We start from the raw sequence: 18,052 nt of genomic DNA on the forward strand, positions 1-18,052 counted from the left end.
AACTCTTCCGGATAGGGCTTGGGCACAGCGACATCCTTCCCACCTGCCTCACAGGGCAAGCCAGTTCAGATGTCACCCGATCGTGCACCAGACCCTTCGTGTTCAAGTTCCGGTGCACCGGCGCCATCAGCCCGTACTGGCTTGGGCTGCACGAAGTCGTTGTGGACAAACCGATCAAGCCGGACCCCGAAGAGATTGCCTGGCACGACTGGCTGACGGAACACGAGCTCAACGAATTGGTTCAGCATGATGCGTTCGTCCCCGACGCCCGCGAGGCATTCGAACGCTACCTCGCTATCCGCCCCCGAACCCAGTCACGAGTGGGTTCGGGGCAGAATCCGACGGACCGGCCACGAGAGGACGCTCGAGGACGTGGCGGCCAGTGTGGGGGCGGTCACGATCGACAGCGTTGGTGACGCCTGAGGAAGGCTGCGCCGATCATCACTGCCAAGGTGGTGTTGGTGGCGCTCCAGAACATGAGCTTGGAGTTCGCCCCGTTGACCGTGCGCAACTCCCCGTCGGCATAGCGGCAGAAGGAGTCGGGCGGGAAGTACTGCGAGACAGGAGTGCCGCTCGTGCCGTAGCAGGGCGAGGTCTCAGGAAACAGGAACGGCTGAGCGCGCTGTGAAAGAGACCACCCAGCCAAGACGGTCAGCCAACCGGCCAGCAAGAAGACGGTCAGCATCCAACTGGGCACCTTCGCGCGCCGTCCCAGCAGCCAAACCGTGGCGGTTGGTATGCCGATGATGGCAGTCGCGGCGAACAGCAAGATCAGATTCATGATTCCGTCACCATACTGATCAAATATCCGGTGGACAGGGCCTGTGCGCTGGTACAGCGGGAATGCCAAGAAGGGTCGGCCCCTCATGGGCTGGCCGCTGCGGCGCCACCCAGTCAGGGGCGGCGTGGGCATAGAACTGTGGTATCCCCCGAGACTCTTCCTTCTCGAACCGGCGGACCAGCCCGCCCGAGCGCAGCCGTACGCCAGCTACAAGGGAGAGGACGCAGGCGATCTCATCGTCGAGGGTGAGATTTACTGCTCGTTTCAGAATGGAAGGAGCTGCGTCCGTGTACGGCACCGAGCTCCAACAGATCCCGGCCTCCAGCCACACAGAACACGTCGGCCGCCCAAGCAGCCGGTGCGGAGGGACGCCCCGAGCACGTCTCGGCGTGAACAGCCTCAGCCGGTCCGCAGAAGCCGAGAGGATTTCAGACGCTCTCGCGCCCGTATGTGCAGGTGGCCATCGCGGGGGAAGGAGGGCGGTGCCGCGGGCAGGAGGGTGTCGAAGTCGTAGCGGCTCTTCTGTGCAACCCGGCACGATGCCAGGTTGTCCACCTGGTGCAGGAGTTCGAGACGCTCCAGCCCGTCGGCTTCGAAGGCGTCGAAGGCCCAGTTGGTGAGTGCCTCCAGAGCGCGGGCGGCCACTCCCCGCCCGCGGGCGTGTGCCGCGGTCCAGTAGCCCACTTCGGCTGCCGGTTTGCCGAAGGTGACCTTCTTGAGGACCACGTTGCCCACCAACTGTGCGCGAACTGAATCGGGTTGTGTCTCAAGGACAGCGAAGCCGAACCGGTCCCCCGCTGCCCATCCCTGCTGCTGAGCCTGCACCCAGCGTGTCCCGTCGGAATCGTTGTCCACGCCAGAGCTCGCCCACCGGCGCAGTGCCTGATCCCGGCTCACCTCGACCAATGCCGCGACGTCTTCCATGCGCCAGGGGCGAAGAACGAGAGCGGGAGAGACCGGCGACGCGGCCACCTGAAGTACGACCGGGGCACTCGTCGGCCGATGATATGTGGCGGCGTTTTCACCCGACGTCGGCCGCATCCGCCCCATGCCGCCTTGTGACCGCCCCGTCATCGCCGTGTCCGGGCGCGCAGAGCCTGGACGGACCAGTCGAACACCGGAGCCAGGCTCTCCGGGGCCGGCCAGCCGTTGACCACTGCGAGCAGCTGGAGGTACCGCCGCCAGCGCGGTTCGTTCGCTCTCTCCAGCCGAGTCGCCAGCCGGCGGCGAAGCTCGACGTCGTCGGGGCGGCCGAGGAGGTGCGCGTAGTGCGCCGTGAACTGCGCGACGATCGGATCAGCCTGAGGCGAGGCCGGGTCGATGCCGGCGGTCACGGCCGGGCCGGCCTGGTCACGGACGGCAGCGGTGATGTCGCGGCGCGGGACCGTCACACCGCTTCGGGCGTGCTCGGCCGCCTGGTCCTCGGCCATCCGCCGCACGACGGCGCGGAAACCCGGGTCCAGGGATATTTCCGCCAGCTCCACCCACGCCTGGACCTGCTCTGTTCTCGGGTTACGGGGCAACTCGGGGGTCATCGAGCGCATGGCCCCAGCAAAGGTGGGGGCGGCGTCGAGACCGCCGAAGACGGCGTCGAGGAAATCTCCGGTCAGACGGCTGCGTTCGTCCTTGGAAAGCCTGGCCAGCTGGTGCATGCGTTCCGTCTCCTCAGGTGTGGACCCGCGCTCGGCCACCGCCGTCAGCACCGCGCGCCGCAGGCGCAGGACGCGGATCTGCACCGTCAGTGCTTCGGCATGCGCTGCGGCGACCTCCGGAAGCGAGAGCTCACGGTCCACGACCTTTCGGATCGTGGGAAGGTCCAGTCCCAGCTCGCGCAGGGTGCGCACGAGGTCCAGGCGTGCGACGGCGTCGATGCTGTAGAGGCGGTAGCCAGCCGAGCTGCGGTCGGTCGGCGCCACGATTCCGCGATCGGAGTAGAACCGAATGGTCTTGACCGTGAGACCGGTCCGTCGAGCAAGTTCGCCGATCGAGTAGAGCGTGTCGCCGTTCATGTCCCCACCTTCGTGTCTCCCCCTACGGGAGGCTCAAGTCCCTTCGCCTGCCGGCAGGCAACCACTCCTCATCCACAAGTCGTGACAATTCCTTTTGCCGGATCAAGGCGGACCGCTCGCCGTCGGTACGCTGCCCGGGCCGGAACAGGGCGTCTGGTCGGTCAGTTGCGCGAGTCGAGCTCCTTGGGGCCGTAAAGGGCCGCGGGCTTTCCCGTGAGCAAGGCCCAGTAGCGGTCCCCGAAGGACCAGTGCCACCACTCCGTGGGGTAGTTCACCAGCCCTGCGGCCGTGAGCACGGTGCCCAGCAGCTGCCGGTTGGCGCGGGCTTCCTCGCTGATGTCCGGGGCGTGGGTGTAGCAGGCGCCGGCGCTCTCCTCGGGATCCGCGTTCATGCGCGTGCCGAGGTCCAGTTCGTGTCCGTCGGCGTCGGCGAGGGTGAGGTCGACGGCCGCGCCGGCGCTGTGCGGCGCGATCTCGGGGGGTGAGACGTACCTGCTCGCCGCCGAGTGGATCTCATGGCAGGACCAGCCGGGGTTGAGGGCCCGCAGCCGGCCTGCGTACTTCTCGAAGTACTCCCGCTGGAGGGAGGGGGGTCGGTATCCCTCGACGAACAGCAGCCGGATGTCCGCCGACAGCATCGTCTGTGCCGTGAGCAGCCGCTCCAGCACGCCTTCCCGCAGGTGGGCGAAGGCGTCTGCCTGGTCCTGCTTGCGGGTGTCGACGAGCAGTCGGCCGCCGGGGCGGACGTCCACGAGGCGTTCGCCGGACTCGGTCAGGGGCACGGCGGCGACCTTCGGATCCGACATCAGGACGATCGCGTTCATGGGGCCGCCCTTCATCCGGCCGGTGTGGCCGGGGCGCGCACGCCGAACCACTGCTCGGCGCCGTACTCCTCGAACCGTTCGACCTCGGTGAAGCCCAGTCTCGCCGCGAGGCGCATCGCCCGGTGGTTGGTGCTCTGGGTGGAGAGCACCACGGGTTCGCCGGGCCGTGCGCCGGTGAACCAGTTGAGTGCCGCCGCGCACGCCTCGAAGGCGTACCCGTGTCCCCACGCCTCGGGCAGGAACAGGTAACCGAGTTCGGTCTCTCCGGCCTCGGGGCGGACGTGTCCCCGGCGTTCGGCGCCGCGGGGGTCGAGCGTGATCATGCCGATCATCGTTCCGTCGAGTTCGACCACGAAACAGCTGGGGCGTCGGCCGGGCACTTCGGGCATCGCGCGTTCAAGTTCGTCGCGAGTCCGGGCGCCGCCGATGTAGGTGCCCACCTCGGGCGAGGCGAACAGTTCGACGAAGGCCGTACGGTCGCGGGCCTCGGACGCGCGGAGCACGAGCCGTTCGGTCGGTATCGGAGTCGTCGACCAGGTGAAGGTTCCAGGTTCGATCATGGCGGCGAACCTATCGCACGCCCCACAAGGAGGATCGGCGGAGAAGCCTGGCGCCTGCGTGCGATCCGCCGGGGCGCAGCTCGACGGCTGCAGCTCGACCGGGTACTTCACTGCCCCCGAGTTGTCTAAGTTGGTGACACTCGACTCGACAAGGACAACCGACTGCCAGGTCCCCAGTTCCAGGTGGCCGCCGATCACCGGCAGGGTCGCGTGTGGGGGGACGAGGGCCGGGAGGACGTGGTCGCGGCCGTGGCCGGGGGAGCCGTGGCGGTGTTGCCAGCGGTCGTCCGCCGGGAGGAGGGCGTGCAGGGCGGTGAGGAGGTCGTCGTCGCTGCCCGCGCCCGTCTCGATGATCGCGACGCCGGCCGTGGCGTGCGGCACGAAGAGGTTGAGCAGGCCGTCGCCGCCGCCCGCGTGGCGGGCGAGGAAGTCCTCGCAGAGCGCGGTCAGGTCGGTCACGGTCTCCGTGGACCCCGTGGTGATCGTCTCGGTCGTGGTGGTGAAGTGTCCGGGCATGACTCCATCCTGCCCCGCAAGGCCCCGCAAGGCCCCGGACGAGCGGTGCCGACCGGCGGGAAAGCCCGCCGGGAAGCCGGCGGGGAAGATCCCGGGCGGCGGCGCGGTTGGTAGAAGCGTGAACAATATTGAGGCAGGCGGCACGCGCGCGGTGGACGTCGCCGTCGTCGGGGCCGGCCAGGCCGGGCTGTCGGCGGCCTACCATCTGCGCCGGTCGGGGCTGGTGCCCGACCGGGACTTCGTCGTGCTGGACCACGCCCCGCGCCCCGGCGGCGCCTGGCAGTTCCGCTGGCCGTCGCTGACCTACGGCAAGGTCCACGGCATGCACGCCCTGCCCGGTATGGAACTCACCGGCGCCGACGACGGGCGGCCCTCCGCCGCGGTGATCGGGGAGTACTTCGCCGCCTACGAGGACCGTTTCGGTCTGCGCGTCCACCGGCCGGTCGATGTGCGGGCGGTGCGTGAGGGCGAGGGCGGACGGCTCGCGGTGGAGAGTTCGGAGGGCGTCTGGTCGGCGCGGGCCCTGATCAACGCGACCGGGACCTGGGACCGGCCCTTCTGGCCGCGCTACCCCGGCCAGGAGACCTTCCGCGGGCGGCAGCTGCACACCGCCCACTACCCGGGGCCGGAGGCGTTCGCCGGGCTGCGGGTGGTCGTGGTCGGCGGCGGAGCGTCCGGTACGCAGCATCTGATGGAGATCGCGGAGGTGGCGGCGGAGACCACCTGGGTGACCCGCCGGCCGCCCGTCTTCCGCGAGGGCCCCTTCGACGAGGACGCGGGCCGGGCCGCGGTCGCCCTGGTGGAGGACCGGGTGCGCAGCGGGCTGCCGCCGCGCAGTGTGGTGTCGGTGACCGGGCTGCCGCTGAACGACGCGGTCCGCGCCGCCCGCGCCTCCGGCGTGCTGGACCGGCACCCGATGTTCGAGCGGATCACCCCGAGGGGCGTGGCCTGGCCGGACGGGCGGACCGTGGACGCGGACGTCATCCTGTGGGCCACCGGGTTCCGTCCGGTGATCGACCACCTCGCCCCGCTGCGGCTGCGCGAGCCGGGCGGCGGCATCCGGATGGACGGTACGCGGGCGGTGCGCGACGAGCGTGTGCACCTCGTCGGCTACGGCCCGTCCGCGTCGACGATCGGCGCCAACCGGGCGGGCCGGGCGGCCGTACGGGAGATCCACGCGCTGCTCGCCCGGCGGCCGGCAACGCCCACCCCGGTGTGACCCGGTGACCCGACGCGGCGGGGAGGAGCCCGGCGGAAGGACTCAGCCCGTGCCGCGTTCGGCCGCGCGCCGGGCGTTGAACTCCTCGACGTTGCGCCGGTGTTCCTCGTAGTCGGCGGTGAAGCGGGTGTCCCCCGGGCCGACCGTGACGAAGTACAGCCAGTCGCCCTTCGGCGGGTCGAGGACGGCGCGCATGGCCTCCTCCCCCGGGTTGCCGATGGGCGTCGGCGGGAGGCCCCTGCGCTCATAGGTGTTGTACGGGCTGTCGAGGCGGGTGTCCTCGGTCGTGGTGTCCAGAGTGCTGCGCCCGAGCGCGTAGTTGAGGGTGGAGTCCATCTGGAGCGGCATCCCGGCGTCCAGGCGGTTGCGGATGACGCGGGCGACCCGGCCCATGTCCTCGGCGGTGTCGGCCTCCGCCTGGACGATGCTCGCGACGCCGACCGTCTCGTACGGGCTCAGGCCGCCGCCGCGCGCGCCCGCGGTGACCGCCTTCGCTCCGAAGCGCTGGTTCGCGGTGTTCACCATGAAGCCGAGGAGGCTCGCCGGGGTGGTGTCCGCCTCGATCGGATAGGTGGCGGGGAAGAGGTACCCCTCGGGGTTGCGGCGGGCGTCCGGCGGCAGGGCGAGCCGTGCGGTGGACGCGACGCTTCGGGTCGTGCCGGGCGGCTGCTTGAGGACCTTGTCGACGGCCGCGTAGACCTGGTGGGCGCGCCGGCCCTCGGGGATCACCAGGGTGACGGGGCGGGTCGGCGGGGGCGGTTCCTCGTCCGTTTCCCGGAGGAGGAAGGGCAGAAGGACGGCGGTCGCGGCGACGGTGGCGACGGTCAGGACCAGGACGATCCGGCCGCGGCGGGTGAGGCGCGGCCGACGCCGTGCTCGCGATCGGGGCGGCCGGCCCCGCGAGGGCTTCACGGTCATAACCGGCACGCTAACCCCGTCACCCGGTTTATCCCGGTAGGCATTGTTGCGCGCCACGTTCGGGACGGGGCGGCACCTCGGGGAGACGAACAAACGAACTCTCGCGCGGTTGTTCGCTGGAACGTGTGGCCGTGTCGGAAATCGTTGCCCGAGGCCCCTGTGGCGGCTGATGCTTACTGTGCGCAAGCGACGGGCCGCAGACCGCGACTGCGCTGTCCCGCATCAAGCAGTCACAAGGAGAACCACGGCAATGAACCTCATCACCGATCTGCTCGCCGGCGTCGTCCACTTCCTGGGCCGGCTGGTCTGACGTTCGCTCCCGAGCGACCGGTCACGAGAAGGCGCGCCGCCGTCCCCCGTCCCCCGTCCCACGGGAGCGGCGGCGCCGCCGTGTCCGGACCCTCGGGTGCGGCGGGGGGTCAGGTGACCGGGGCGGCGGGGCGGGTCTCCGCGTCTCGGCGGACGAGGGCGGCGTACCGGCCGTCGAGGCGGAGGAGTTGCGGGTGGGTGCCGCGTTCGACGACGCGGCCGTCCTCCAGGACCACGATCTGGTCGGCGTCGCGGACCGTGGAGAGGCGGTGGGCGATGGTGATGGTGGTGCGGCCGGCGGAGAGGGCGTCGACGGCTTCCTGGACGGCGTGTTCGGTGCGGGTGTCCAGGGCGCTGGTGGCCTCGTCCAGGATGAGGACGGGCGGGTCCCGCAGGATGGTGCGGGCGAGGGCCAGGCGCTGCTTCTCGCCACCGGAGAAGCGGTGGCCGCGTTCGCCGACGAGGGTGTCGTAGCCGTCGGGCAGGGCGGCGATGTGGTCGTGGATCTGGGCGGCGCGCGCGGCGGCCTCGATCTCCTCGGCGGTGGCGTCGGGTTTGGCGAAGCGCAGGTTGTCGGCGACGGAGGCGTGGAAGAGGTACGTCTCCTGGGAGACCACGCCGACCGCGCGGGCGAGGGTGTCGAAGTCGAGGTCCCGGACGTCGACCCCGTCGAGAGTGACCCGGCCGCCGGTGACGTCGTAGAGCCGGGGGACGAGGGCGCCGAGGGTGGACTTGCCGGAGCCGGTGGAGCCGACGACGGCGAGGGAGGTGCCGGCGGGGACGGCCAGGTCGATGCCGTCGAGGGTGGGGCGCGTCTGATCGGACTCGTAGGCGAAGTCGACGTGCTCGAAGCGCACTTCGCCGGCGATCTTGTCGAGTCGGACCGGGTCGGCGGGCTCGGTGATGTCCACCGTGAGGTCGAGGTACTCGAAGATGCGCTGGAAGAGGGCGAGGGAGGTCTGCATCTGCACGCCGGTGGACAACAGGCTGACGGCCGGCCGGAAGAGGCCCTGCTGGAGGGAGACGAAGGCGACCAGGGTGCCGATCGAGATGGCCGGACCGCCCGTGCGCAGGGCGAGGCCGGCGGCCCAGTAGATGAACGCCGGCATGGCGGCCATCACGATGCCGATGACGGCCATCCGCCAGCGCCCGGCCATGCTGGAGCGGACCTCCAGGTCGACCAGCCGCTCCGACTCGTCGGCGAAGGTCCGGGTGAGGGAGTCGGCGCGACCCATGGTGCGGCCGAGCAGGATGCCGCTGACGGACAGGGACTCGGTGACGGTCGCCGCCATGACGGCCATCTGCTTCTGGCGCTGGGTGGTGATCCGTTTGCGTTCGCGGCCGACGCGGCGGCTGATCCAGACGAACAGGGGCAGCAGGGCGAGGGAGACCGCGGTGAGCCGCCAGTCCAGGGCGAGCATGGCGACGACGGTGGCCACCACGGCGGTGAGGTTGGAGACCAGCGAGGTGGCGGTGGAGGTGACGGTGGCCTGCATCCCGCCGATGTCGTTGGCGATCCGCGACTGGACCTCGCCGGTGCGGGTCCGGGTGAAGAAGGCCAGGGACATCCGCTGGAGCTGTGCGTAGACCCCCGTCCGCAGGTCGTGCATGACGCGCTGGCCGACGGTGGTGGAGATCAGGGTCTGGAGGACACCGAAGACACTGGTCATGACGGCGGCGACGATCATGCCGAGGGCGAGCAGGCTGAGCAGCCCCGTGCGCCCCTCGGGGATCGCGGTGTCCAGGATCTCGCGGAGGAGGAACGGGGAGGCGACGGTGACCAGGGACGCGGCGCCGACGAGCAGACCGACGACCGCCAGGCGGGCACGGTAGGGCCGGAACAGGCGCAGGATGCGGCGGACGTCCGCCGGGGGCTGGTCGGGGCTCCGGGGCGGTGGGGTCCATTCGATGCGATCGGGGGGCAATGGGCTCCTCGGGGGATTCTCGGGGGCGGGGACGGGGACGGAAGGCCGGGATGGGGGCAGGACGGGCCCGGCGGAACCGGGCAGATCAAGAGCATAGCTCATTGTTACCTCTGTTCACAATGAACGAGGTCCTGATAGTGTTTCCCGTATGACCTCATCCGATGCCGACGGGATGCTGGCCGAGCAACTGCTCCGGCTCACCCGCCGGCTGCACCGCAGCCAGAAGCGCCAGATGGAGTCCGCGGAGCTGGCGATCACCCCGGCGCAGTCCCGGCTGCTGCGTGCCGTCGCCCACTTCGAGCGCCCGCCCCGGATGGCCGATCTCGCGGAGCGTCTGGAGGTGGTCCCCCGCGCCGTGACCACCCTGGTCGACGGGCTGGAGGCGGGCGGCTGCGTGCGCCGGGTCGCGGACCCGGCCAACCGCCGGGTGACGCGCGTGGAGCTCACCGACACCGGCCGGGCGGCCCTGCGCACCCTGCGCAGGGCTCGCCGGGCCGCCGCCGAGGACGTCCTCGCGCCCCTCACCGCGGAACAGCGCGCGGTCCTCGGCGGTCTGCTCTCCGCCCTGGTCGACGGGCCCGCGCACCAGGGCCGGGAGGGGCCGGGCCGCAAGGGCTGAGCGCGCGGAAAATCGATTGCCGGTCGCGGTCCGGACCGGAGAACCTTGCACGGTTTGCTCCTTCCTGGAGTTCTTCGACGAGCCGTGGGACGTCATGCAGATTCGCGACCTTCCGTATGCCGATCCGGGCGAACCGGACACCCGGTCGGGCACCAGGTTCCTGCTCTGGCTCGGCCTCAACCAGCGCGCCGGACAGCTCAAGTCCCTGGCCTGGGGCCTGCTCCACTTCCCCGCCGTGATGGCCTTCGCCTACGGCGTCGGGTACGCGGTGCAGGCCGTGGCGGACGGGTCCGGTTCCCGGCTCGCCGTCGCCGGCGGGTTGCTGGCCCTGACCGGAGTGGCGGTGGCGGTCGGCGACACGATGCTGCACCGCACGGCCGTCACCAACTGGATCACCGCCGCCGCCCGCACCCAGCAGCTGCTGGCCCGCCGGACGGCCGCGCTCGGCTCGACCCTCACCCGCCGGGTCGCGGCGGGCGAGGTCGTCGCCGTGTCGACGGGCGACGTCGAGAAGATCGGCTGGTTCGTCGAGGCGGTGTCCCGGTTCCTCGCCGCCGCGCTGACCGTCGTGATCGTCTGTGTGGCGCTGGTCGTGTACGAGCCCGCCCTGGGGGTGCTGGTCGCCCTCGGGGTGCCGGTCCTCGCCCTGGGCGTCCTGCCGTTGCTGCCGAGGGCCACCCGGCTGGCGGACGTCCAGCGCGAGAAGGCGGGCCGGGCGACCGAGCTGGCCTCGGACACGGTCGCCGGACTGCGGGTGCTGCGCGGCATCGGCGGCGAGGAACTGTTCCTCGGCCGCTACCGCGACGCCTCGCAGGAGGTCCGCACGGCGGCCGTCCGCAGCGCCCGGATGTGGGCGCTGATCTCGGGCATCCAGGTGCTGCTGCCGGGCGCGCTGATGATCGCCGTCGTCTGGCACGGGATCACCCTGGTGGGTGACGGGCGGCTCCAGGTGGGGGCGCTGGTCACGGTGTACAGCGCGGTGATGCTCCTCGCCTATCCGCTGCGGCACTTCGAGGAGATCGCGATGGCGTACTCCTTCTCCCGGCCCTCGGCCCGCCGCGCGGCGCGGGTGCTCGCGCTGGAGCGGGCGGCGGACGAGGGCGGGGCGGGAGCCGGTGCCGGTGCCGGGGAGAGCCCGGCCGCGGCCGGGCGGGCGCCCATGGCGGGCCCGGCCTCGCCCGGACGGACGCTGCCCTCGGGTGACCTGTACGACCCGGAGACCGGTCTGCTCGCCCCGGCCGGGCGCCTGACCGCCGTCGTCTGCGGCGACCCGGACGCGGCGGGCCGCCTCGCCGACCGCCTGGGCGGCCACGCGGCGGAACCGGGCCGCGCCGGGGGCGGTCCCGGGACGGAGACCGGGCCCGGACCGGGTCTCCCGTCCGTCACCCTCGGCGGGGTCGCGCTCGACGCGATCCCGCTGGACGACGCCCGCGCCGCCGTGCTCGTGCAGGACAAGGACCCGGTGCTGCTGTCCGGCACCCTCGCCGAGCTCTTCGACGTCCCGGCCTCCGGCGCCGTCCCGCCCGAGGCCGCGCTCGACGCCGCCGCCTGCGGCGACGTTCTCGTGGCCCTCGCGCAGGCGTCCCTCGACGGGGACCCGATGCGCGCGCCCGTGACCGAGCGGGGCCGGTCGCTCTCCGGCGGGCAGCGCCAGCGCCTGGCCCTGGCCCGCTCGCTGGTCGCGGACCCGGGGGTGCTGGTCCTCGACGAGCCGACCTCGGCGGTGGACTCGCACACCGAGGCGCGTGTCGCCGAGGGCGTCCGCTCGCTGCGCAAGGGGCGCACCACGGTGGTGTTCACCTCCTCACCCCTGCTGCTGGACCGGGCCGACCGGGTCGTCCTCGTCCACGAGGGCGCCGTGTGCGCCACCGGCACGCACCGGGACCTGCTGCGCACGGAGCCGCGCTACCGGTCCGTCGTCACCCGCGAGACCGACACGGAACGAGCCCACGCCGAACGAGCCCACGCCGAACGGCCGGACGGACGCGGCCCCGACGCCGAACGGCCGGACACGCGACCGACCGGCCCGGACCCCGCCCGCCTCTCCCCCGTCAACGGCGCACCCGACCGTGCCCACCCCCGCCCCGCCGACATCGAGGAGCCCGCATGATCGGCCAGGCGCCCCCGGCCCACGACCCGGCGGCACCCACCACCGCGGCCACCCTCCCGGTCGGTTCCGGCGCGACCGTGCGCGCGTACGCCGCCGGGCTGCTGCGGCGGCACCGCCGCGCCTTCGCCGCGCTGATCGCCGTCAACATGGTCGCCGTCGTGGCCTCGATGGTCGGCCCCTGGCTGCTCGGCGCCCTGGTGCAGCGGGCCGCCGACGGCGACCCGGAGCTGCGTCTCGGCCCGACCGCGGCCCTGTTCGCCGGGGCCCTCGTCGTCCAGGCCGTCTTCGTCCGGCAGATGCGGTTGCGGGGCGGGGTGCTCGGGGAGCGGATGCTCGCCGACCTGCGGGAGGACTTCCTGGTCCGCTCGGTCCGGCTGCCGCCCGGGGTGCTGGAGCGCGCCGGGACGGGCGATCTGCTGTCGCGGATCACCACCGACGTCGACCGGCTGGCGAACGCGATGCGGGAGGCGGTGCCGCAGCTCACCATCGGTGTCTTCTGGATCGTGCTACTGCTCGGCGGGCTCACCGTCACCTCCCCCGTGCTCGCCCCCGTCGTGCTGCTGGCCGTGCCGCTGCTCGTGGCGGGCTGCCGCTGGTACTTCCGGCGGGCCCCCTCGGCGTACCGCTCGGAGGCCGCCGGGTACGCGGCGGTCGCCGCGGCGCTCGCGGAGACGGTCGACGCGGGCCGCACCGTGGAGGCGCACCGGCTCGGGGCGCGGCGGGTGGCCCTGTCGGACCGGCGGATCAAGGAGTGGACCGCGTGGGAGCGGTACACCCTCCAGTTGCGGTCGGTGCTCTTCCCCGTGATCAACCTGACCCATACGACGGTGCTGGCGTCCGTGCTGCTGATCGGCGGTGTGTTCGTCCTCCAGGGGTGGATCGGGATCGGGCAGCTCACCACCTGCGCGCTCCTCGCGCAGATGATGGTCGAGCCGGTGAACCTGATCCTGCGCTGGTACGACGAACTCCAGGTCGCCCAGGTGTCGCTGGGCCGGCTGGTGGGCGTGCGGGAGATCGAGCCGGACGCGGGGGACGCGTCCGTCCGCCCCGACGGCCGGGACGTGCGGGCGGACGGGGTGCGGTTCGGCTACCGCGAGGGCGTCGACGTGCTGCACCGGGTGTCGATGGAGGTCCCGCCCGGGACCCGGCTGGCGCTCGTCGGCCCGTCCGGGGCGGGGAAGTCGACCCTGGGGCGGCTGCTGGCCGGGATCTACGCGCCCCGCTCGGGCACGGTCACCCTGGGCGCGGCGGAGCTGTCCCGGATGCCGGCCGAGCAGGTCCGTGAGCATGTCGCGCTGGTCAACCAGGAGCACCATGTGTTCGTCGGCTCGCTGCGGGACAACCTGCGCCTCGCGCGGTCGGGCGCCGGGGACGCCGAGCTGTGGGCGGCCCTCGGGGCGGTCGACGCGGAGGGCTGGGCCCGGGCCCTGGGCGAGGGCCTGGACACCGAGGTGGGGTCCGGCGGCACCGCGCTCACCCCGGCGCAGGCGCAGCAGATCGCGCTGGCCCGGCTGGTGCTGGCCGACCCGCACACGCTGGTGCTGGACGAGGCGACCTCGCTGCTCGACCCGCGGGCGGCCCGGCACCTGGAGCGTTCGCTGTCCCGGGTGCTGGACGGCCGCACGGTGGTCGCCATCGCGCACCGGCTGCACACGGCGCACGACGCGGACGTGATCGCGGTCGTCGAGGACGGCCGGATCCGGGAGCTGGGCAGCCACGACGAGCTGGTGGCGGCGGACGGCGCGTACGCGGCGCTGTGGCGCTCCTGGCACGGCTGACGGGCGCGGCGGGCCGGCCCGGGCCCGCAAACCCGGCCCGCCCGGAAGCCCGCCCGGCGGCCGACCCGGGCCGGGCCCCGGCGGACGCCCGCGCGCTCAGATCAGATTGAGCGCCGCCGCCCCGCCCACCCCGCCCAGCAGCATGAACGCCGGCATCAGCACCTTCAGCTCCACCCAGCTCCCGGCCCGGAAGCGCATCGCCTTCGGCGGCCCGAGCGGGTACCAGCGCTTCCGGCCGACCGGGATCGGCCACAGGATCGGGCAGCCGGAGACGGTGAGCGCGTCGCCGATGTCGTGCACCAGCGCGCCGAGCACGATCGGCAGGCCCAGCCACAGGTACTCCTGGCCGGGGGCGGTGAACAGCCAGTCCGCGCCGTTGCCGGGCTTGTCGAGGACTCCGGCGAGGATCCACGCGCTGGTCGCGCCGAGCAGCCAGACCAGGACGTCGCTGGAGACCCGGGCGGCCCGCCACAGCAGGCCCTCCACGGCGAGGACCATGTGCACGAAGAGGAGCGCGAGGACGGCCCAGCGGCCGCCGAGGACGGCGAGGGCGGAGGCCCCGCCGCCGATCAGGACCGCCCACAGCCAGGTGTGGGTGAGGGTGCGGTGGCCGCCGGTACGCCGGGCGTCGCCGGGCTTCCTCGTCGCCTTGTAGACCGCGAAGGAGAGTTTGTCGACGATCTCGCAGAGGCCCTTGGAGAGCGGCCCGAAGGCACGCGAGATGGTCGCCGCCTTGTGGTCCAGGTCGGGTGCGAGGGCGGCCCCGGCGCAGATCAGCGCGCCGACGACGAGGACGGGCCAGGGCATGGGGTGGCCGGCCGCCGCGGTCGCGGCCCCCACCCCCAGCCAGGCGGCCGCCCCGGACAGTGAGTGCGCCGGTCCCATCATGTGCCTGTCCCCGCCCCATCTGCTGTTGTGCGAAACCCGGTTGACAGGGCAGCGTACCTCCGATGATCTTCCCGGGCGACGGCCGGTTCCCCCGGGGCCCGGGAAGGCAGGCAAGATGGGGGCGTGACCCTTATCGATCAGCTGCCGCCCGACGCCGACCCCGACGCCCTCTTCGAAGCCTTCTCCACGTGGGCCGAGGAGTCGGGCATCACGCTCTACCCGGCTCAGGAGGAGGCCCTGATCGAAGTGGTCTCGGGGGCGAACGTGATCCTCTCCACGCCCACCGGCTCGGGAAAGAGCCTGGTGGCGGCGGGGGCGCACTTCGCGGCGCTGGCCCGGGACGAGGTCACCTTCTACACGGCCCCGATCAAGGCGCTGGTGTCGGAGAAGTTCTTCGACCTGTGCAAGCTGTTCGGCACCGAGAACGTCGGCATGCTCACCGGCGACGCCTCGGTGAACGCGGACGCCCCGGTGATCTGCTGCACGGCCGAGGTGCTGGCCTCCATCGCCCTGCGGGACGGCAAGGACGCGGACGTCGGCCAGGTGGTGATGGACGAGTTCCACTTCTACGCGGAGCAGGACCGGGGCTGGGCCTGGCAGATCCCGCTGCTGGAGCTGCCGCAGGCGCAGTTCGTGCTGATGTCGGCGACCCTCGGCGATGTGTCGATGTTCGAGAAGGACCTGACCCGGCGCACCGGCCGGGAGACGGCCGTGGTCCGCTCGGCGACCCGGCCGGTGCCGCTGTCGTACGAGTATGTGACGACGCCGATCACCGAGACGCTGACCGAGCTGCTGGAGACCCGGCAGGCCCCGGTCTACATCGTGCACTTCACGCAGGCGCAGGCGGTGGAGCGGGCGCAGTCGCTGATGAGCATCAATATGTGCACCCGTGAGGAGAAGGACCGGATCGCCGAGCTGATCGGCAACTTCCGCTTCACCACGGCCTTCGGGCGCAACCTGTCGCGCTATGTGCGGCACGGTATCGGGGTGCACCACGCGGGCATGCTGCCCAAGTACCGGCGGCTGGTGGAGAAGCTGGCGCAGGCGGGTCTGCTGAAGGTCATCTGCGGTACGGACACCCTGGGCGTCGGCGTCAATGTGCCCATCCGCACGGTGCTGTTCACCGCGCTGACCAAGTACGACGGCAACCGGGTGCGGGTGCTGCGCTCGCGCGAGTTCCACCAGATCGCGGGCCGCGCGGGGCGGGCCGGCTTCGACACGGCCGGGTTCGTGGTGGCGCAGGCGCCCGAGCACGTCATCGAGAACGAGAAGGCGCTCGCGAAGGCGGGCGACGACCCGAAGAAGAAGCGGAAGGTGGTCCGCAAGAAGGCGCCGGAAGGGTTCGTCGCCTGGTCGCAGAGCTCCTTCGAGAAGCTGATCGCCTCCGACCCCGAGCCGCTGACCTCGCGGTTCAAGGTCACCCACGCGATGCTGCTGTCGGTGATCGCCCGCCCGGGGAACGCCTTCGACGCGATGCGGCATCTGCTGGAGGACAACCACGAGCCGCGCAGGCAGCAGCTCAAGCACATCCGGCGGGCCATCGCGATCTACCGCTCACTGCTGGACGGCGGGATCGTGGAGCGCCTGGACACCCCGGACGCACAGGGCCGGATCGTGCGGCTGACGGTGGACTTCCAGCAGGACTTCGCGCTGAACCAGGCGCTGTCCACCTTCGCGCTGGCCGCGTTCGACCTGCTGGACCCCGAGTCGCCCTCGTACGCCCTGGACATGGTGTCCGTGGTGGAGTCCACGCTCGACGACCCGCGCCAGATCCTCGCCGCGCAGCAGAACAAGGCGCGCGGGGAGGCGGTCGGCGCGATGAAGGCCGACGGGGTGGAGTACGAGGAGCGCATGGAGCGGCTCCAGGAGATCTCGTACCCCAAGCCGCTCGATGAGCTGCTGTGGCACGCCTACAACCTGTACCGGACGTCGCACCCGTGGGTGGGCGACCACCCGGTGTCGCCGAAGTCGGTGATCCGGGACATGTACGAACGGGCGCTGACCTTCACCGAGTTCACGTCCTTCTACGAGCTGGCCCGGACCGAGGGCATTGTGCTGCGCTATCTGGCGAGCGCGTACAAGGCGCTGGAGCACACCGTCCCGGACGACCTGAAGAGCGAGGACCTCCAGGACCTGATCGCCTGGCTGGGCGAGATGGTGCGGCAGGTCGACTCCAGCCTCCTGGACGAGTGGGAGCAGCTGGCCAACCCGGAGGTGGAGACCGCCGAGGAGGCGCAGGAGAAGGCCGACCAGGTCAAGCCGGTCACGGCGAACGCCCGCGCCTTCCGGGTCCTGGTGCGCAACGCGATGTTCCGCCGCGTGGAGCTGGCGGCCCTGGACCAGGTGGCCGAACTGGGCCGGATGGACGCGGAGTCGGGCTGGGACGAGGACGCCTGGGGCGAGGCCCTGGACGCGTACTGGGACGAGTACGACGACCTGGGCACCGGCCCGGACGCGCGCGGACCGCGGCTGCTGTCGATCGAGGAGGACGCGGCGCACGGCCTGTGGCGGGTGCGCCAGACCTTCGCCGACCCGAACGGCGACCACGACTGGGGCATCAGCGCCGAGGTGGACCTGGCGGCCTCGGACGAGGAGGGCCGCGCGGTCGTGCGGGTCACCTCGGTGGGGCAGTTGTGACGGGCCCGGCGAGAGCGGTGACGCGTCCCGCGCGAGGGGCGGCGGGCCCCGCGAGAGGGAGCGGGAGAGACGGGAGAGGACGAGGGATGACGGCGAACCCTGCCGAGCGGCTGGTGGATCTGCTCGATCTGGAGCGGATCGAGGTGAACATCTTCCGCGGGCACAGCCCGGACGAGTCGTTGCAGCGGGTGTTCGGCGGCCAGGTGGCGGGCCAGGCGCTGGTCGCCGCGGGCCGCACCACCGACGGCGAGCGGCCGGTCCACTCGCTGCACGCCTACTTCCTGCGGCCGGGCATCCCCGGGGTGCCGATCGTCTACCAGGTCGAACGGGTCCGGGACGGGCGCTCGTTCACCACCCGCCGGGTCACGGCCGTGCAGCAGGGGAAGACCGTCTTCAATCTGACGGCCTCCTTCCACCGGCCGGAGGAGGGCGCGTTCGAGCACCAGCTCCCGCCCCGGCTGGACTTCCCCTCCCCCGAGTTCCTGCCGCCGGTCGCCGAGGAGATCCGGGAGCACCTGGGCGCCCTGCCGGAGGCCCTGGAGCGGATGGCCCGCCGTCAGCCGTTCGACATCCGCTATGTGGACCGGCTGCGCTGGACGCGCGAGGAGGTCCGGGACGCCGATCCGCGCAGCGCGGTGTGGATGCGCGCGGTCGGCCCGCTGGGCGACGACCCGCTGGTGCACACCTGCGCGCTGACGTACGCGAGCGATATGACCCTGCTGGACGCGGTGCGCATCCCGGTGGAACCCCTGTGGGGGCCGCGCGGGTTCGACATGGCGTCCCTGGACCACGCGATGTGGTTCCACCGGCCGTTCCGCGCGGACGAGTGGTTCCTGTACGACCAGGAGTCCCCGATCGCGACCGGCGGCCGGGGGCTCGCCCGGGGCCGGATCTACGACACCGAGGGCCGGCTGCTGGTGTCGGTGGTGCAGGAGGGGCTGTTCCGGCCGATCCCGTGA

14 protein-coding genes and 2 pseudogenes are annotated in these 18,052 nt (G+C 72.1%); 7 read left to right on the plus strand and 9 right to left on the minus strand.

The window, feature by feature from the left end; translation table 11 throughout:
• A pseudogene (locus ABZ457_RS24690) lies at positions 1–416 on the plus strand (hypothetical protein); the annotation flags it as partial.
• Here the strand turns inward: ABZ457_RS24690 and ABZ457_RS24695 are convergent.
• From ABZ457_RS24695 to ABZ457_RS24720, 6 genes and pseudogenes are all read right to left on the minus strand, one after another.
• Positions 395–781, minus strand: coding sequence for a hypothetical protein (locus ABZ457_RS24695; RefSeq protein WP_359161073.1), 387 nt, complete (start codon positions 779–781; stop codon positions 395–397). The pseudogene ABZ457_RS24690 and the gene ABZ457_RS24695 sit on opposite strands and share 22 nt — an antisense overlap.
• A 399-nt stretch (positions 782–1,180) precedes the next feature.
• The gene (locus ABZ457_RS24700) at positions 1,181–1,822 is read right to left on the minus strand and encodes a GNAT family N-acetyltransferase (RefSeq protein ID WP_359161076.1); all 642 of its coding nucleotides are present in this window, start codon (positions 1,820–1,822) and stop codon (positions 1,181–1,183) included.
• A 29-nt stretch (positions 1,823–1,851) separates the two neighbouring features.
• Complete coding sequence (locus ABZ457_RS24705; protein WP_359161079.1) at positions 1,852–2,790, minus strand: MerR family transcriptional regulator; 939 nt, start codon at positions 2,788–2,790, stop codon at positions 1,852–1,854.
• Positions 2,791–2,951: 161 nt separating this feature from the next.
• On the minus strand, positions 2,952–3,614 hold the full coding sequence (locus ABZ457_RS24710) for a M15 family metallopeptidase (protein WP_359161082.1): 663 nt from the start codon (positions 3,612–3,614) through the stop codon (positions 2,952–2,954).
• Between the two features lie 11 nt (positions 3,615–3,625).
• Positions 3,626–4,174: a GNAT family N-acetyltransferase gene (locus ABZ457_RS24715; RefSeq protein WP_359161195.1), complete on the minus strand. Its 549-nt coding sequence runs from the start codon at positions 4,172–4,174 to the stop codon at positions 3,626–3,628.
• A gap of 138 nt (positions 4,175–4,312) precedes the next feature.
• A pseudogene (locus ABZ457_RS24720) lies at positions 4,313–4,690 on the minus strand (YjbQ family protein); the annotation flags it as partial.
• Between the two features lie 118 nt (positions 4,691–4,808).
• Between ABZ457_RS24720 and ABZ457_RS24725 the strand changes: the two are divergent.
• The gene (locus ABZ457_RS24725) at positions 4,809–5,909 is read left to right on the plus strand and encodes an NAD(P)-binding domain-containing protein (RefSeq protein ID WP_359161085.1); all 1,101 of its coding nucleotides are present in this window, start codon (positions 4,809–4,811) and stop codon (positions 5,907–5,909) included.
• Positions 5,910–5,951: 42 nt separating this feature from the next.
• Here ABZ457_RS24725 and mltG read toward each other — a convergent pair whose 3' ends face one another.
• Entirely contained in the window at positions 5,952–6,827 is an 876-nt protein-coding gene (mltG, locus tag ABZ457_RS24730) for an endolytic transglycosylase MltG (protein ID WP_359161088.1), read from the minus strand.
• A gap of 419 nt (positions 6,828–7,246) precedes the next feature.
• A complete protein-coding gene (locus tag ABZ457_RS24735; RefSeq protein WP_359161091.1) occupies positions 7,247–9,061 on the minus strand; it encodes an ABC transporter ATP-binding protein in 1,815 nt (604 codons plus the stop codon).
• Positions 9,062–9,209: 148 nt separating this feature from the next.
• Between ABZ457_RS24735 and ABZ457_RS24740 the strand changes: the two genes are divergently transcribed.
• The 3 genes from ABZ457_RS24740 to ABZ457_RS24750 all read left to right on the plus strand — a co-directional run bounded on the left by ABZ457_RS24740 (position 9,210) and on the right by ABZ457_RS24750 (position 13,568).
• Positions 9,210–9,680, plus strand: a complete 471-nt coding sequence (locus ABZ457_RS24740; RefSeq protein ID WP_359161094.1) for a MarR family transcriptional regulator — start codon at positions 9,210–9,212, stop codon at positions 9,678–9,680.
• Between the two features lie 94 nt (positions 9,681–9,774).
• Positions 9,775–11,790, plus strand: coding sequence for an ABC transporter ATP-binding protein (locus ABZ457_RS24745; RefSeq protein WP_359161098.1), 2,016 nt, complete (start codon positions 9,775–9,777; stop codon positions 11,788–11,790).
• Positions 11,787–13,568, plus strand: coding sequence for an ABC transporter ATP-binding protein (locus ABZ457_RS24750; protein WP_359161101.1), 1,782 nt, complete (start codon positions 11,787–11,789; stop codon positions 13,566–13,568). Before ABZ457_RS24745 ends, ABZ457_RS24750 begins: the two co-directional genes overlap by 4 nt.
• A gap of 96 nt (positions 13,569–13,664) precedes the next feature.
• Here the strand turns inward: ABZ457_RS24750 and ABZ457_RS24755 are convergent, their stop codons facing one another.
• Positions 13,665–14,456, minus strand: a complete 792-nt coding sequence (locus ABZ457_RS24755) for a metal-dependent hydrolase (RefSeq protein ID WP_359161104.1) — start codon at positions 14,454–14,456, stop codon at positions 13,665–13,667.
• 123 nt (positions 14,457–14,579) lie between these two features.
• Between ABZ457_RS24755 and ABZ457_RS24760 the strand changes: the two genes are divergently transcribed.
• Positions 14,580–17,093: a DUF3516 domain-containing protein gene (locus tag ABZ457_RS24760; protein WP_359161106.1), complete on the plus strand. Its 2,514-nt coding sequence runs from the start codon at positions 14,580–14,582 to the stop codon at positions 17,091–17,093.
• Between the two features lie 86 nt (positions 17,094–17,179).
• Entirely contained in the window at positions 17,180–18,052 is an 873-nt protein-coding gene (locus ABZ457_RS24765) for an acyl-CoA thioesterase II (protein WP_359161109.1), read from the plus strand.

Source organism: Streptomyces sp. NPDC005805 (assembly GCF_040630445.1).
Classification (GTDB): Bacteria; Actinomycetota; Actinomycetes; order Streptomycetales; family Streptomycetaceae; genus Streptomyces.